The sequence below is a fragment of the Desulfurococcaceae archaeon genome, from assembly GCA_038845865.1.
In the GTDB taxonomy this organism is placed as follows: Archaea; Thermoproteota; Thermoprotei_A; order Sulfolobales; family Desulfurococcaceae; genus UBA285.
Genome location: JAWBQJ010000001.1, coordinates 1 through 14837, shown reverse-complemented (window position 1 = coordinate 14837; position 14837 = coordinate 1). Strand labels below are relative to the sequence as shown.

The 14837-nt window shown below is 50.2% G+C and carries 15 protein-coding genes; 8 read left to right on the top strand and 7 right to left on the bottom strand.

The window, feature by feature from the left end; genetic code table 11:
• Window positions 1-171: 171 nt before the first annotated feature.
• Entirely contained in the window at window positions 172-1083 is a 912-nt protein-coding gene (locus tag QXU03_00075) for a dihydrodipicolinate synthase family protein (protein MEM2170145.1), read from the bottom strand.
• Window positions 1084-1205: 122 nt separating this feature from the next.
• Between QXU03_00075 and QXU03_00070 the strand changes: the two genes are divergently transcribed.
• Window positions 1206-2555 (top strand): glycerate kinase, encoded by a 1350-nt coding sequence (locus QXU03_00070; protein MEM2170144.1) that lies wholly within the window; start codon window positions 1206-1208, stop codon window positions 2553-2555.
• Between the two features lie 5 nt (window positions 2556-2560).
• On the opposite strand, the gene QXU03_00065 is transcribed toward QXU03_00070, so the two are convergent.
• Together QXU03_00065 and QXU03_00060 are read right to left on the bottom strand one after the other, a co-directional pair.
• Window positions 2561-4084 (bottom strand): sodium:solute symporter family protein, encoded by a 1524-nt coding sequence (locus QXU03_00065; GenBank protein ID MEM2170143.1) that lies wholly within the window; start codon window positions 4082-4084, stop codon window positions 2561-2563.
• 4 nt (window positions 4085-4088) lie between these two features.
• Window positions 4089-4286 (bottom strand): DUF3311 domain-containing protein, encoded by a 198-nt coding sequence (locus QXU03_00060; protein ID MEM2170142.1) that lies wholly within the window; start codon window positions 4284-4286, stop codon window positions 4089-4091.
• Between the two features lie 434 nt (window positions 4287-4720).
• On the opposite strand from QXU03_00060, the gene QXU03_00055 reads away from it, so the two are divergent.
• The 4 genes from QXU03_00055 to QXU03_00040 all read left to right on the top strand — a co-directional run bounded on the left by QXU03_00055 (window position 4721) and on the right by QXU03_00040 (window position 8638).
• Window positions 4721-4858 (top strand): hypothetical protein, encoded by a 138-nt coding sequence (locus tag QXU03_00055; GenBank protein MEM2170141.1) that lies wholly within the window; start codon window positions 4721-4723, stop codon window positions 4856-4858.
• 174 nt (window positions 4859-5032) lie between these two features.
• Window positions 5033-6337: an SLC13 family permease gene (locus tag QXU03_00050; protein ID MEM2170140.1), complete on the top strand. Its 1305-nt coding sequence runs from the start codon at window positions 5033-5035 to the stop codon at window positions 6335-6337.
• A 632-nt stretch (window positions 6338-6969) separates the two neighbouring features.
• Window positions 6970-8103, top strand: a complete 1134-nt coding sequence (locus QXU03_00045) for an MFS transporter (protein ID MEM2170139.1) — start codon at window positions 6970-6972, stop codon at window positions 8101-8103.
• 382 nt (window positions 8104-8485) lie between these two features.
• Complete coding sequence (locus tag QXU03_00040; GenBank protein MEM2170138.1) at window positions 8486-8638, top strand: hypothetical protein; 153 nt, start codon at window positions 8486-8488, stop codon at window positions 8636-8638.
• Window positions 8639-8662: 24 nt separating this feature from the next.
• Here QXU03_00040 and QXU03_00035 read toward each other — a convergent pair whose 3' ends face one another.
• Entirely contained in the window at window positions 8663-8836 is a 174-nt protein-coding gene (locus QXU03_00035; protein ID MEM2170137.1) for a hypothetical protein, read from the bottom strand.
• Window positions 8837-9008: 172 nt separating this feature from the next.
• On the opposite strand from QXU03_00035, the gene QXU03_00030 reads away from it, so the two are divergent.
• Together QXU03_00030 and QXU03_00025 are read left to right on the top strand one after the other, a co-directional pair.
• Window positions 9009-10310 (top strand): FAD-dependent oxidoreductase, encoded by a 1302-nt coding sequence (locus tag QXU03_00030; GenBank protein ID MEM2170136.1) that lies wholly within the window; start codon window positions 9009-9011, stop codon window positions 10308-10310.
• A 37-nt stretch (window positions 10311-10347) separates the two neighbouring features.
• Window positions 10348-11136: a hypothetical protein gene (locus QXU03_00025; protein ID MEM2170135.1), complete on the top strand. Its 789-nt coding sequence runs from the start codon at window positions 10348-10350 to the stop codon at window positions 11134-11136.
• A gap of 24 nt (window positions 11137-11160) precedes the next feature.
• On the opposite strand, the gene QXU03_00020 is transcribed toward QXU03_00025, so the two are convergent.
• Window positions 11161-12480: a glycosyltransferase family A protein gene (locus QXU03_00020; protein ID MEM2170134.1), complete on the bottom strand. Its 1320-nt coding sequence runs from the start codon at window positions 12478-12480 to the stop codon at window positions 11161-11163.
• A 231-nt stretch (window positions 12481-12711) separates the two neighbouring features.
• Window positions 12712-12888, bottom strand: a complete 177-nt coding sequence (locus QXU03_00015) for a hypothetical protein (protein ID MEM2170133.1) — start codon at window positions 12886-12888, stop codon at window positions 12712-12714.
• 190 nt (window positions 12889-13078) lie between these two features.
• On the opposite strand from QXU03_00015, the gene QXU03_00010 reads away from it, so the two are divergent.
• Window positions 13079-14386: a hypothetical protein gene (locus QXU03_00010; GenBank protein MEM2170132.1), complete on the top strand. Its 1308-nt coding sequence runs from the start codon at window positions 13079-13081 to the stop codon at window positions 14384-14386.
• On the opposite strand, the gene QXU03_00005 is transcribed toward QXU03_00010, so the two are convergent.
• The gene (locus QXU03_00005) at window positions 14369-14590 is read right to left on the bottom strand and encodes a hypothetical protein (protein MEM2170131.1); all 222 of its coding nucleotides are present in this window, start codon (window positions 14588-14590) and stop codon (window positions 14369-14371) included. The two genes, QXU03_00010 and QXU03_00005, sit on opposite strands and share 18 nt — an antisense overlap.
• Between the last annotated feature and the right edge of the window lie 247 nt (window positions 14591-14837).

The following is a 14837-nucleotide window of genomic DNA, read 5'->3' as shown; positions in this document are numbered from 1 at the left end:
AACACGCTCTCACGCAGTTCTCATGGGTTAGAGCAGGCGGTTTTGAAGATTCCCAGGAGGAGCGCTTAGAGGCGTCACATGATCTCGAGACCTCGGCACAGTCTTGTGAAGAAAGCAGCCGCGTAGCTTAGAGCACGCGACAGGCATAACGCTCGTGCTAACGTCACCGCGTTAGCTACTCGGAGCCTTCCTTAGGCCGAGTTCCTCTAAGATTCTCTTAACTCTAGCCTCGATCTCGGGGGGTTCAGGGGCTAGCGGCGGCCTGGGATGCGGTTTCACGGGCGTGCCCAGAGCCGCGAGAACGGTCTTTACCGCTGTTGGGTACGATGACGTGTAATCGTAGACTTTTGTAAGTTTTAACAGCTTTTTCCAAGCATCGAGGGCCAGCTCAATGTCACCTCTTGACCACGCATTGTACATTGCTAGATGCAATTGCGGCGTGGCGTTAGCTAGCGCGGTGATCCCGCCGTCGCCTCCCATCATTAGAACTGGCAGTAACATGTCGTCTAGCCCGGTAAACACTGCAAAGTCCCTTCTCACGGACTTAACCTCTTGTATTAGTGTCCTCGTGTACGTGAAGCTGTCATATGTCACCTTAGCTCCTGCGAGGTTGTCGTATTCGGCTGCGAGCTCCACGTACAGCTGTACCGGTATGTTGACGCCTGTTAGTGCTGGTAAGTTGTACACTACTACGGGGATGTCAAGCGTCTCGGCTATTTTAGAGAAGTGTTCTTTAAGCCTTTTCGGGGCTAGCTTGAAGAAGAAGGGAGGTGCAACAACTACGCCCGTAACGCCCATATCCACGAAGACCTTTCCAAGCTTAATGCACTCCTCGGTACTGTTAGCCGTTATACCCGGTAGTATCCAGGCCTTGTCACCCGCCTCTTCGAGGACGGCCTTAACCACGAGTACTGACTCCTCCCGGGTCAGGTGCACGAATTCCCCAGTAGTGCTGTTGGGGAAAAGCCCGTGAACACCGCTACTAACCAAGTAGCCGGTAAGCCACTTTAAGGCTTCAATGTCAACTGAGTAGTCCCCTCGAAAGGGGGTGATGAGAGGCACTATTATCCCGTAAAGCCTCAAGCCATACCACCTGTGCCCCACAAGGAATACATACTACTCCACAAATATAGTTGCTCGTAGCCCCTTACCACGAACTTAGCAGTTATTTGTAATAGTGGCCCTTGATTAATTGGTGTTGAGGTGTGGGAGAGGTGATTAAGAACGCCGATACGTTAAGGAGAAGCGATTTACATGGGCTTTTAATCGAGGCAGTTGAATGTGCGCTTCGCGTAGCAGATCCTTATGGTGCCGTCACCTCACACCTGGGTGTTAAGGGTGGCGAGCTGTTAGTTGGAAATAGGAGAATCGATGTTAAAGGCTCTGTCCATGTGGTGGGGTTCGGTAAGGCGTCTAGGAGGATGGCCGAGGCCGTTCTCAATGTCCTTGGAGATAGGGTTGCAGGAGGTGTGGTAGTACATCCCGGTGAACGGGGGCGCGTTGGACCGATCGAGGTCTTGGATGGTGATCACCCGTTACCTGGCTTAAATACGTTGAAGTCTTCGCAGAGGTTACTGGAATACCTTGAACACGTCAGTGAAAGGGACATCTTACTGGTGTTGGTTTCCGGTGGCGGTTCGGCGCTTTTTGAGATACCCGAAGAAGGCGTTACGCTCGAAGACGTGGCGTGGATTACTCGCGAGTTAATGAGACGAGGTGTTGGCATTTACGAGCTCAATACAGTTAGGAAAAGGCTTTCGCGGGTTAAGGGGGGTAAGCTGCTGAGATACATTAATGCCTCACGTGTAGTGTCACTAATAGTTAGCGATGTCATCGGGGATAGGGTAGATGTGGTGGCATCAGGCCCCACGGCACCCGATGAGACAAGCTTCGCGGATGCGTATAGTGTCCTAGAGAGGAGTGGGCTACTAGGGAGTCTACCACGCCACGTGAGGGAACTCCTCGAAAGGGGTGTTAGAGGCGAGGTGCCAGATACACCTAAACCCGGGGATCCCTGCTTTAGTAAGGTAGACAACGTGGTCATCCTCAGCAATCAGGCCGTGCTGGAAGCTCTATCCCGCGTGCTTAGTGCACGTGGTTTTAACGTGCTTGTCCTCACCTCGATGCTTGAAGGCGAGGCGAGGGAGGTAGGCAGGGTGCTGGCATCGATCATAAGGAATGTTCACAAGTACGGTAAACCGGTTCCAAAGCCTGCAGCAATACTTGCAGGCGGGGAAACCGTTGTAACCGTTAGAGGTAGCGGTGTAGGCGGTAGGAACCAGGAACTATGCCTTTCACTGGCCATGGGTATTAGCGATCTCCCGGACACTGTAGCGGCCTGCGTAGCTACGGATGGCATTGACGGCGTCAGCCCGGCAGCCGGTGCACTAGTAGATGGTAAAACAGTTGAAAAGGCCCTCACCATGGGACTAAACCCCATAAACTACCTGGAAAACAACGACAGTTACACGTTCTTCTACAGGCTTGGACAGGTGATCGTGACGGGGTACACGGAGACCAACGTAAACGACTTGTTCATTTCGCTAATTAAGTAACAATTTCAGAGCGCCTTTGCATTGTTCTTCAGAACACTACTATTCAGCCGCCTACTGCGCCTTCCCGTCACTAAGCTGACTATGAGTAGTAGTGCTATGTTGGTCAGGAGCCCCCAGAACCCCTCGTACACTCCTAGAGGGCTTCTCCTCAGGATAACCTGTATGTACGCTACCGTTAACATGCCTCCCGCCATGCCTGCCAGTGCCCCGTGCTTGGTTACCAAGCCCTTCCCGTACACGCCGAGTACGAGCGCCGGGAAGAACTGTACAATGCCCGCGTAACCTACGAGCAGAAGGTATACTAGTACGCCCGGTGCTAGTAGTGCAAATACCAGTGAAGCTAAGGCTAAGATAGCCGTGAACGCCCTCGCAGCTAGTAGGAGCTCCCTTCCACTAGCTCTGGGCTTAAGTAGCCTCTGGTACATGTTTCTAGCGAATAGTGCTCCCGATACGTGTAGGATCGCGGCTGCAGTTGATATCGAGGCTGCCAAAGCGCCCGCGCCAACGAGTCCCACCACCCATGGAGGGAGGAGCGCTTTTGTGGTAACCATGAAAGCGTGGTCACTGTAGGGCTTCTTGTACAGAGGTATGCTGATCACCCCCTTGAAGAAGAGCGCGAGACCCGTTAACCCGACCAGTATTGCGGGTATTTGTGAGACCTGGTAAATGCCCACTAGGACGGCGCTCCGCTTAGCCGTCTTCACGTCTCTGGCCGCGAACACGTTTTGCACCCTGTTAGGCCATAGCCAGAAGGCCAGTGGCGCCGCTACGAGTAGGGTTGCCATCCACGCGAAGTCGTCTGGCTTTAACGTAAGGCTGAACGCTGACTCCGGAGGCTTGCTGGCCGCGTAGTGTTCGAGCACCTTGAACACGTTCCCTAGGCCCCCGAAGGCAACTAGGGGCGCTAGTACTCCCACGAGCCACACTGCAATGAGCATTATGGCCCCTTGAAGAACGTTGATCAGCGCCACGCTTAAAAGCCCCCCTATAACAGTGAACACTGCTATAAGCACGAAGGCCACTATGCTGGCCGTTAAGGGGTCTACTGTACCGTAGGATGCCTCTTCCAGTATGTATCCGGCACCCTGGATCTGTAGCTGTATGTATGGTATAGACCACAGCGCGCCCGTTACGGCGGCAAACGCCCCCACGACCTTGCTGTCGTATAGGTCTTCGAAGGCGTCGGCTACTGTGAGCCAGCCCCTCTCCTTGGCCTTGGACCAGAGGAACGGTATTATTAGAAGGCCTATGAGGTATCCCACCATCCCGTAGAGGTTTACTGCGAATACCCTAATGCCCTCGCTTGCCGCGGCACCCGGCAGCCCCAGGAACGTGTACGCGCTATATATGTTAGCTCCTAGGCTAAGCCAAACCACCAGTAGGCCTAGGGCTCTGCCGGCGACGAACCATGTATCTACTGCCATTAGGACCTTGTGCCTTTTAATTGTGGCGATGATGCCTGTGATCGTCGTTACCGTCAACCACCCTATAATTATGCCGAGCGCTACGTAGCCCGCTTCCGCGCCCATGGCTTTACCCCCATACGTGCTTCTTATCAACGTAGTAGGCTACTACCATTAAGGCGAAGATCTCTAGGAACCAAGCTAGGCAGTAAAACCACAGTAGGGGCATGCCCAAGATCTCGGGTTCCACCCTGTTGCTGAAGGGCAGGCCCAGTAGGGGTATGTATGCTAGAACCAAGATTATCGCGTAAAACAGCTTCTTGCTCATAGTGCTCACTACTTTTTATTCTTAGTGTAGCCCTGAATTTAAAAGCGTGTTCAAAGGCATTGCAGGCCTATTTGAGTTCCACGCGGGGTCCCTTTCGTGCAAGCCTCTAGTAGCGGTCTCCCAGCCCTCTTAAGAGCTCCTAGTGCCATCCTGAACCAAGACGGAGTGCGTAAACCGCGTGTACTCCCGGGCCACTACAACGACCGCCACTAGGTTAGCCACAGGAGGTAAATTACATGTACATGATACACCTCCAATTACCGACATGATGATGGAGTTAACGTGAATGCCCCCCAGCCCGAGTTAAGGCTTTACGAGAAGCCACTGATGATCTTTCCTGGGTACAAACGTTAACTAATAGTGTCGTCAGGGAACACCTGTACAGAAAGCTCAGATTTGTCGTTGGAACGCTTAGAAGCGCTCAGGTGGAGCTGGTGTCGAGAAACAGGCTAGTAGGGGCTAGTGGGGTAGAGATGCACATTGCCACGCTCGCATCTAAGACGAGGTATGCACTCCACGAAATGCACCTAAAGCATACGTTTAGATATGCATGCTTCCGGGGAAATTTATGATCTCAATTAGCATAAGGTTTTCAACCCCCTTGGTCATCTAGAATGACGCGAAGAACGAATATAAATAGGCCGTGAAGCCGGGTAAATGGCTAGATCACATAGATGTACGGACTCTGTGAGTAAGTGGTACTTAAATTCCCCGCGAAGCAGTCTATCAGTGCTTGGTGAATGATTATGCTAGGCTTTAAAACCGCTATTGGATTAAGTATCGTGGTGCTGTTGATCTCGGCGCTGATAATTAGGGGCCGTAAACCGCAGATCCCCATTTGGAGCGTAATGGCCTTTGCATCCTTTATAACAATAGCCTCAGGACTAGTGAACACGGACGAGCTCGGATCAGTAATCGACCTCGATGTGATCCTCTTCCTCATAGGGATGTTCAGCATTACGGGCCTGGCAGAGTCGTCGGGCTTGTTAAACACCATGACTGCCTGGTTCCTTGGCCTGTTTAAAAACACTAAACTCCTGATCTACGCTTTCTCCGCGCTATTCGGACTACTTGCGGCTATAGCCATGAACGACACAGTAGCGCTCATAGGCCCTCCCATGGCCTATACCATTGCCAAGGCGCTAGACATCAACCCCACAGCGATGTTTCTGTTACTAGCCTACTCGCTAACAATAGGTTCAGCTATGACGCCGATAGGCAACCCACAGAACGTGCTAATAGCCGAGAAATCCGGCTTGACTGCGCCATTCTTGAAATTCACTGCATACCTCACCATACCCACGATCATAAACTTGCTGGTAACGCCTCTCATCGTCGCGAAGTATTATGGAATAGAGCGCAGTAGTGCTAACGGGGTGCTGATCATGCCTCATGAGCAGCTGAAAAACAAACGAGACGCCGTGCTAGCTGGAATTGGTATGGCGGTGTCGATCTCGGCGCTAATCGTGAACGATACACTGGACCTAATGGGCCTCCCGCATATATCACACAGAGGGTTCATACCGTTTGTAATAGCGGCAGCCCTCTACCCGTTGTCGAGTGAACCGAGAAAAGTGATCGCAAGTGTTGATTGGGGTACAATACTCTTCTTCATGACGATGTTCATATCCATGGAGGGTGTCTGGAGGAGCCGTTTATTGGATTTCCTCGTAAGTGCGTTCCTCCCAGTGAAACACCTAGACGTAGCAGTGAACATCGCCTCGATAACAGCGCTGTCAATATTGGGTAGCCAGCTGATAAGTAACGTTCCCTTTGCACGGCTAATAATAGAGTACATGAAAAGTGTCGGCTACACAGGGGGAGATGAACTCTCGTGGATAACGCTCGCCATGTCCACCACTATTGCGGGGAACCTGACGCCCCTAGGTGCAGCGTCAAATATCATCATTATCGAGTACCTCGAATCCAAGATGAACACGACGATCACGTTCAAGGAATTCCTGAAGCTTGGCGCGATCGTGACCGTCGTGAACGCGCTGGTATACATGGCCCTCTTGGAGGCGGAATTCTACTTAACAACACATCATTAACGGCCTAGCCGTTTTATTCTTCTAGCCCTCTGACGATACCTTAGAAGCCTATTAGTACTGTGAGAGGCATTTAATCTTCACTTCCTCGAACAGGGCGTTCTTACAACCGAAAACTCCTTGTTTTCTGCCAGCATATCTTTCATCACGATAAAGAGGTATCATATAGTAAGAATCCAAACGCGAGGAGCGTGTTCACAAGCCCTAAGAGCTGGAGAGCCCTCATTGTTAGCGGTGTCGCGGACGTAGCTATATCGTGGTCACCTCTTAGGGTTACACCTCTACCTAGGCTTTAAGGGCCGAGGATTTCTCCTTCAGCATTATTTTGGGTTCTTCAAAGCCTACGCTGGCGGCCCGTATCCCGCTAGCTTGCCGCGAGCGATTCATATAAGACTTAACGCGTTTGAGGGCGGTTTGATCCGGCTGCGAGTAGACGTCTACGGGTTGCCCGATCTTCTCTGATCCTAGGAATCTATCGCGCCAGCAGCCTTCACTTAGGATCGAGTGCGATCTCCTCCGGTTCGATGCCTTCTTCCTCGACCATGAGTACGCATTGATTGCTTTAAATACCTGCCTTGAATTAAAATTAACGTACCAGGTGATGAAGCACGAAGAGGAGAATACTGCTTGTATTTGTGCTACTCGGGCTTATCTCCCTGACTGCTGATATGGTTTACGAGGGGGCCAGATCCGTTAGCGGGGCCTACCTGGAGTACCTGAAAGCACCTGCAATAGCCTCCTCCATTGTAGGAGTAGGAGAGTTTTTAGGGTATGTCCTTAGGTTTGTAAGCGGTGCCTTGGCATCCTACATAGGGTCTTCAGCTGCTTTCTGGGGCTTTATAGCGCTGGGTTATGCCATGAACGTCACACTCTTACCCTTACTAGCTTTCACAAGCTCCTGGTGGACCGCTACATCGCTATACCTCGTAGAGAGGGTTGGTAAGGGTTTAAGAACCCCTCTAAGAGACGTGATCCTGGCCGAGGTCACGGAGGGTATTGGTAAGGGGAAGGGCTTCGGCCTCCACGAAGTCATGGACCAGGTCGGAGCTCTAGCAGGCCCCCTGCTCTTCGCGTACATGCTCGTGCGGTACGGTTACTCGAACGCGTTTTTAGTACTCCTAGTTCCGGGGACTATGGCAATGGTATTCATATTCACGGCGTGGTCTTTGTACCCGAGAGTTAGGAGCGTCGAGATCTCGCCGAAGAGAATTTCATTTAGAGGCATGGGTAGGAGATTCTGGCTTTATACTTCTTCTATGACCTTTCAGTCTCTCGGCTTCGCGCACTGGGCCATAGCATCATACTTCTTAAAGTACTGGGGGGTTTTAGGAGACGCGGAGATAGCAGTGCTATACGCCATTGCGATGGGCGTAGACGCTGTAGTGGCCTTCCCGATAGGCTACTTGTACGACGTAGTAAAGTTCAGGAGCCTTTACTTAGCCCCCATAGCAACGCTGACAATAATACCACTGCTGGCTACGAGAGTTACGGCCGCTGCGTATATAGCAGCTGTCTTCTGGGGGTTTACGATGGGTATATCGGAGACGATAATGAGGGCTTCAATAGCAGACATAGTTAACAAGGATAGATTGGCAATGGCTTACGGGGTCTTCGGAATGCTCTATGGAGTTTCATGGGGTGTTGGAGGATTCATAATAACCCTCCTACTACAAACATCCGTGTCGCTAGCCGTGATATACACAGCACTAACTCAGATACTATCATTTGCGGTACTAACAGTGCTGAATAGGCAGCAGATCATTCCTTAACCGTTTCTTGGTGGATAGCTGTTCATAGGCTTTCATGCTTTTCCGTATCCAGCCTCCTAGCCATCTACCTCTCAACGGTTTGTTCTTCTCCCGGCCCCACCTGCGGGAGCGTGTCTTCAGCGGTTGCCCACGGTTCACCCGGCTCTCTGCAGCGAAGCAGGGTGCACGAGGTATCCTCCTCGCCACGCTCATCGAGGACAAGCCACGGTTTGCTCTGCATCTACATATCCAAGCATCTCAGTGAGAGAATAAAGCACCTCTACAGAAGAGAGGTTGTTGTACGTGTCACAGTACCAGGTACATAGAGTCAGGGGCGCATCAAAAACTCGCAGGGTACGTAACGGTAGCTGAGAGGCTTGAACCACTCACCGAAGAAGACTACATGAAGCTTGTGAAACTAGCACACGAGTTCAGGAAAGCCATAACCTACTCTACGAGAATGATAACCAGGGCCCTAGTTTCGACTTTAAGGGTCAGATCGCCCGGCCGCTCCGCGACCGTGTACCATGCCGATCACCAAGTTAACCAGGAGTAAAGCCGCCATCACGGTGAAGCCCACCTACTTACTGAGCATAAACGACGTTATAGCCGCGACCTCCACGGTGTAGGGAGTTACGCCGGTGAACTCCCTCATAAACACATTGACTACGTTCTCCTCCTCTACCTTGTTGGGTACACAGATCTTAGGACCTCCCACGGCTCTCCGACCACTAAGGTTCTTGCACCCGTTCACCAAGATCCCTCATGTAGCGTGATTGCGGTTAGAACGATAGAGTACTCTGCTACAGCGTGCGCAACGGATCTTAATCCTCATTAACTTAGTTAAGCTTTAACACTGTCGTGATGCGTGGAAAAGAAAATTACTAGGTCCTCTCATTACTTTAGTAACGCAGGGTAAGCACACCATGGATGTTGACGCCGTTGTTCTGGGGTGCGGCTGGGCGGGAATTTTAACGTCAAAGGCGCTGGCTGAGCAGGGGTTAAGAGTAGTGTGCCTGGAAAAGGAAAGTACCGTGGGAGGTCTACTCAGGAGCGAGTACGTAGGCGGGTTCACCATAGACATCGGGGGCTCGCACGTTATTTTCTCCAAGAGCAAGGAGATACTGGGCAGAATGCTCTCTATGCTTGGCAATAACGTATGCTCTCATACACGGCTTTCTTACGTAAAGCTAATGGAGACGCTTGTACCGTATCCACTTGAAAACGGGCTTTACGTGCTCCCAGTCGAGGAACGCTACGAAGCCCTAGTATCTTTCCTAGAGGCATTACTCTCGCTAAGAGATGGCTGGGAGCCGGGAAACCTCGAAGAATGGATTTACGGGCTCTTCGGCAGGTGGATTGCGAACAAGTACCTAGTTCCGTATAACAAGAAGATCTGGAAGAGGCCTCTCAACGAGATAGACGTGGACTGGGTTCACACGCCTGGAAGGCTACCTATACCTGATTGGAGGGATATAGTGAAATCGGCTCTGGGAATGCCAACTATCGGTTATTCGGAGCAGGCTAAGTTCTACTACCCGTTTAAGGGCGGGATATATGCTTTGTTCGAGCCCGTTCTCAAAGAGGCGGTGGATCGCGGCGTTCAAATAATAACTAATTACCCGGTTTCAAGCATCAGGAAAATGGATAGACATTTAGTGGTAAACAATGAAATAAGAAGCAAAAAGGTCTATAGCACTATTCCACTGCCCGATTTAATTAAAGTACTTGAAGTAGACGTGAGCTACGGGCCCGAGCAACTGGATTTCCTAGACTATAATAAAATAGTGGTTGTAGCGGTCGCAGTAGATAAACGGGCTCCCAACCACCACTGGATCTACGTTCCGGATGAGAGAATTCTATTTCACAGATACGCGTGGTTAAGCAATTACAGCCCCTGTAATGCGCCCCCCGGTAAATCGCTAGTAATAGCCGAAATATCAGTTCCTAGAGGGGTGGACGTTCCAGCAAATGTTGTTGAAAGAACCATTGATGATCTCGAAAAGCTCGGGGTATTTGAGAGCGGCGAGGTAATTTTCGCTAAAAAGTACGTCCACGAATACGGGTACCCAATACACAGGATAAACGCATCCACGAAAAGGTCTGAGGTACTCGTAGAAGTTAATAAACATGGAATTGTCTCCCTGGGAAGGTGGGGTAGCTGGCGTTACTTGAACATGGACATGGTTTTAATGGACGTCTTGAACAAGCTCAACGTGTCAGTTTAAAATCAGGATCGCCTCACGTGTTCTCGGGTGCGTGTTCGTGATTAGAGTACTCACGTTATACTTCACCAAGGACGAGTCGACCTTTAACAGGGAAAGCCTTGAGAGCGTAGTAAACCAGGTTGGGGTTTTGCAAGACATATACGTTATTTCGGCATCGCCGATCGACCTAAAGAAGCGCGGTCTCGATATACCGAACATAGTTGTCTCCACGAGATCCTCGTGGCCCGTACCAATTAGAATCGGGTACTCTTTTAACGTGGCGTTACTGTTCATTGAAAGGAAAACCGGCCTTCATCAGTACCACTACCTTTTCAAGGTAGACGGCGACGTCGTCCTCCCGAAGGACTACTTGTATAACCTCATAGCACAGAAACCATTGGTATCGGGAATAGGTTCGGCCCTGCTAATCTCTACAGCCTTCTTCAAGGTATTGATGAAGAACAGGTACCCGGTAAATTACTGTGACGATAGGTTTATATTTGCACTCGCCATCTCAAGGGGGGCGTGGCCGCTAGATTATAATGGTAAAGGTAGTATCGAGGTCCCTCCAATTATCACATTAAAGGATAGAGAGTACGCCTATGGAATCGAGTATTACAAGTGGGGGATGCCCCCAATTCTACTGCTATTGTTACCTCTAACGAGAATATACCTTAAGGTAACGAGAAAGATGAGGGAGCACCAGCGTAAAGACATGAAAGCGTACTTATACAATATCGTAGGCTACATTCACGCGCTTATTCATAGGACAAAAAAATACGAATTTCACCGTGAATACGGAAGAATGAGGATAGTACATCTGTACCATGGATTCCGGGCTACTTAAACGACTAGTCTCCTGAAGAAGGCGCTAATTTCTTCTAAGCCTGCGACTAAGGATGTTCACTCCAACGTCTTTCCTCACCGCCTTTTCGGGCATTATTAGGTATAGCAATAAGTTCTTAAGTGAGAATGAGCTATTACTCCACGTGGTATAGTCAAGTCTAGTGTAATCCAGATAGTCAACACCGTGCTTCAGGACAAATTTACTGAACCACCGTTCAATTTTTCTCTTAAAGCGATGGCTGCTCATGGTACCGTGTAAAGCTCCAAGCACTGCGTACTTAGCAATATATGGTTTTAGTTTCATATTACTGTAGTAATAAGATGACATTAAGAGCTCACTAAATGCAAGTCCTTGTTTTATAACGTGTCTGAGGTTAAAAACACCTACTGTTGAGTAGAGGATGCTGTAAACAAGCCAGGTAAATTTGTGTAGTACCCCTCGGAGCCCAGTAGAGGAATTACACAGAACACTATTCCTAAAGCCGAAGTAAAGCCTTACGCTATTTACTTTTTGTGAGGTTGCAATGTAGTGTATTCCTCCAAACTTTGTCAATACAACGTTGAGGTAGCCTCTTTTTGCGTGTTCTAGCCCTGAGGAGATGTCATCTCCAAGGATGTAGAAATAAGGAGGTATGGGCGCAGTGCTCGGATTGTATAAGGTGAAGGTGGCTGGAACAAACGCGGAGATCAGCACCTTTGGCGGACACCCCTTCTCGTTGATTATGCTATTAAAATCCTTTCGAGACACTACAGGAAGCAACGGAAAAGGCCGATTAAGAACATTCACGTAACCTATATTAGGCATTATTAAGTTGGAGTTCTCCGCATCTCTGTACACGAAGTTCATGGCCTCATCGAGGTCTTGTTTCTCGTTAGAGTTTAAGTGTTTTAGGAATCTATCTCTATTCCCCATGATGTACATGGTTGTAATTGCATGGTATTTAGTCTTTAGTAGGTCGAATTCCTCGGCCAGGTCTACCATTTCCCTGACTGCATTTGAGTGGAGAATAATGAAGTCGTTGTCCATGTTTAACAAGTAATTAGTGCCTCTCCTCTTTTCAAGGAGAAAACCGTAGGTTATTGCAAAGCTGTTGCCGAGGTCTTTATTCAACCTTCTACACTCGAAGTCCACGGCTGTTTTCCTCGATAATTCTGATCCGAGCCGGCACAGTTTCTCGTACGATCCGTCGGTAGATGAGCTATCTATGAGTAGCACCCTTCCCTCAGCTATATTGCCGAGTTCAGCTAGGGTTTTGAAAGCGCTATACAGGCTTAGCATTGATAACGGTAGATAGCTATACGAGTTAAAGTTCTGGGTGATAATGCTCAGTTTTATTCTATCCATGCTTGTTAGACCCGGCCCTTCCGCGATTACCATCATTAATTTTCCATTTAATAAGGTTCCCGCGCCTAGTTGATGCCGGAAACCAGCCTAAGGTCAGTCGCATTAAGTCACAAGCACGCTTCAGTACCCCGGCGCATTGTCATTGTTAGTCTAGATCGCCTAACGCCATAATCAATTCTTTCTAATGGTTTACCGGTTTTGAATATAGCTTTAAGCCATTTAAAGTACATTTCATTGTAGTTTTAGCAATTGTAGCTCCAGTAGTACTTTGCCTACATAGTATTCAACTCCGTACTGCTCGTACACGTTGTTTTCCGTGTCCAGTATCGCGTAGGACGCCCTTAGACCCCGGTCTCTCGGTTGTTCGCAGCTTCCGGGATTTAACACTTGGATGCTGTTTACCTTCATGTTCAGCCGGTATGTGGGTATGCCCGACGAGGACCACGACCGCTCTAACTGGCCTGACTCCGAGTAGTGAGGAGGTTGATTGCTGTACTAACTCACCGAGAGGTGTTTAAGCTCGGTTCTCTGGGTACGTAGATGTCGCTGAGAACTATATTAAGGGCTTTACTCAATGCTGTACACGAGGTAATTTTACTTGCTAGGAGCGCCCTCCAGGACCTCTAGCGCATTGAGCATCTACCTTCTGCTACTCCTTGCGCTACTAGTGTACACGTGTGGTAGCAGGGGGTTGCCGACGGCTCAAGGAGAAGTGGTCACAGTGTCCTTCTCGATTACCGGGATCGGGGAGGACGTTTCGCTGGATGCTACCGTTCTCACGGTTGATGGCGTGGACTACCGTGTCGCGGACCTGCCCGTGAGCTTTAATTGGAGCCCCGGCTCGGTGCATTCATATCAGTGGGTAGATCACGTTCCATCGATTACCGAGGGCAAGCGCTACGCCTGGCGATCGACAAGCGGTATCGCAACGGGTATGGGAGGCACCCTCTACGCCCCGGAAAGCAGTGGTACTGTTTTAGCGGAGTACAAGGTACAGTACTTGTGGGTCTTTAATGCCGAGGGGCTGGGACCAGATATTGCGTTTCCCCTAGCCCCCCTCTCCGTCGACGGCGCTTTCATAGATATAGACCTGCTTCCATACTCGTTCTGGTGGGATGAAGGCTCTCAGCACGCGTGCTGCTTCGAGGAGTTCGTCCACTCTACTAGTGGCTATAGAAGGTACGCCAATCACGATGCCGGTTGCATTAATTTAACGGTCACGGGCCCAGGTACTTTGAGCAGGTCATACCACGTCGAGTACTTGGTTCATGTAGGGGTTGGTAGAGGCAACGGCACCACCAATCCTCCTCCAGGCGAGTACTGGGTAGATGATGGAACATACATGCGCTTAACGGCCATACCGGGGCAGGGATACGTGTTCGAGGAGTGGACAGATATATACGCGGAGTGCTCAACCTACGATAGGCATAGTAACCCAACGGAGCTGTTTGTATGCGGTCAAGTAAGCCTGAGAGCGAACTTCAGGGAAGTGAAGCCGTTCGATTTCAACGTGAAAGTAGAGCCCAGTAGTATCCAGGTGTACAGGGGTGGCTCGGCTATAGTAGGAGTGGTTGTTCTAGGTGAAGGGGAGCCCGTTCAAGCAGTCTCCCTAATGGTCTTAAACACGCCTAAAGGTGTTTCCTACGCTCTGGGCACGGAGCTGGTCGTGCCGTCAACATCGACTACGCTAATCGTCACCGTCTCCCAGGAGGCACGAGCCGGGGCGTACACGGTAGTACTCGTAGCAACTAGTGGAAACATCACGAAGGAGTACCCCATAACACTAAACATCCTAGAACACGAGGAACCCTGGTACAAGCAACCACAAGTACTAGTCACCATGGGAACGGCAGTAACGGTGCTCATAGTGGTGCTCGTATTAACCCGACTACGTCGCAGGCATTAGTTCGAAGAGAGGCATTGCGATAGATAGGGCTACGGCTACTACCGGGTCTACGGTTGAGGCCACGCTGAGCACCCACAGTAGCCAACCCCACCATCCAATAACACTGATGTAGAGCGCAAAGCTCACGAGTATGCTACGTGTCAAAGCGAACACCAGTACAGCGAGGAGTGTTGTTGCAAAAGCGTACGTCGTTAGAACGCTCACGAAAATGCCAGGGGGCTCCTCGTCGAGGAGAGGAAATCACTACCAGTCCGGAGGAGTGGTCCAGCCCCTGATTAGCTTGCACCCCTACCCGTAATATGCTCCGCTATCTTAGTGGCCCCGTTGCTGTATACTGGAACGGGCTTTCTCCCGGCTTCATCTAGCGCCATGGCTAGTTTAGTGGGGGTTACCTCGTCGAGGAACGCAGCATTTAACTTCTTAGCGAACAGCTCAACCTCCTTCTTAGCGA

Coding starts and splice junctions, on each gene's coding strand:
- QXU03_00020 (MEM2170134.1), bottom strand. CDS start 12,480: ATGGATAGAATAAAACTGAGCATTATCACCCAGAACTTTAACTCGTAT.
- QXU03_00015 (MEM2170133.1), bottom strand. CDS start 12,888: ATGAAGGTAAACAGCATCCAAGTGTTAAATCCCGGAAGCTGCGAACAA.
- QXU03_00050 (MEM2170140.1), top strand. CDS start 5,033: ATGCTAGGCTTTAAAACCGCTATTGGATTAAGTATCGTGGTGCTGTTG.
- QXU03_00065 (MEM2170143.1), bottom strand. CDS start 4,084: ATGGGCGCGGAAGCGGGCTACGTAGCGCTCGGCATAATTATAGGGTGG.
- QXU03_00040 (MEM2170138.1), top strand. CDS start 8,486: ATGAAGCTTGTGAAACTAGCACACGAGTTCAGGAAAGCCATAACCTAC.
- QXU03_00060 (MEM2170142.1), bottom strand. CDS start 4,286: ATGAGCAAGAAGCTGTTTTACGCGATAATCTTGGTTCTAGCATACATA.
- QXU03_00030 (MEM2170136.1), top strand. CDS start 9,009: ATGGATGTTGACGCCGTTGTTCTGGGGTGCGGCTGGGCGGGAATTTTA.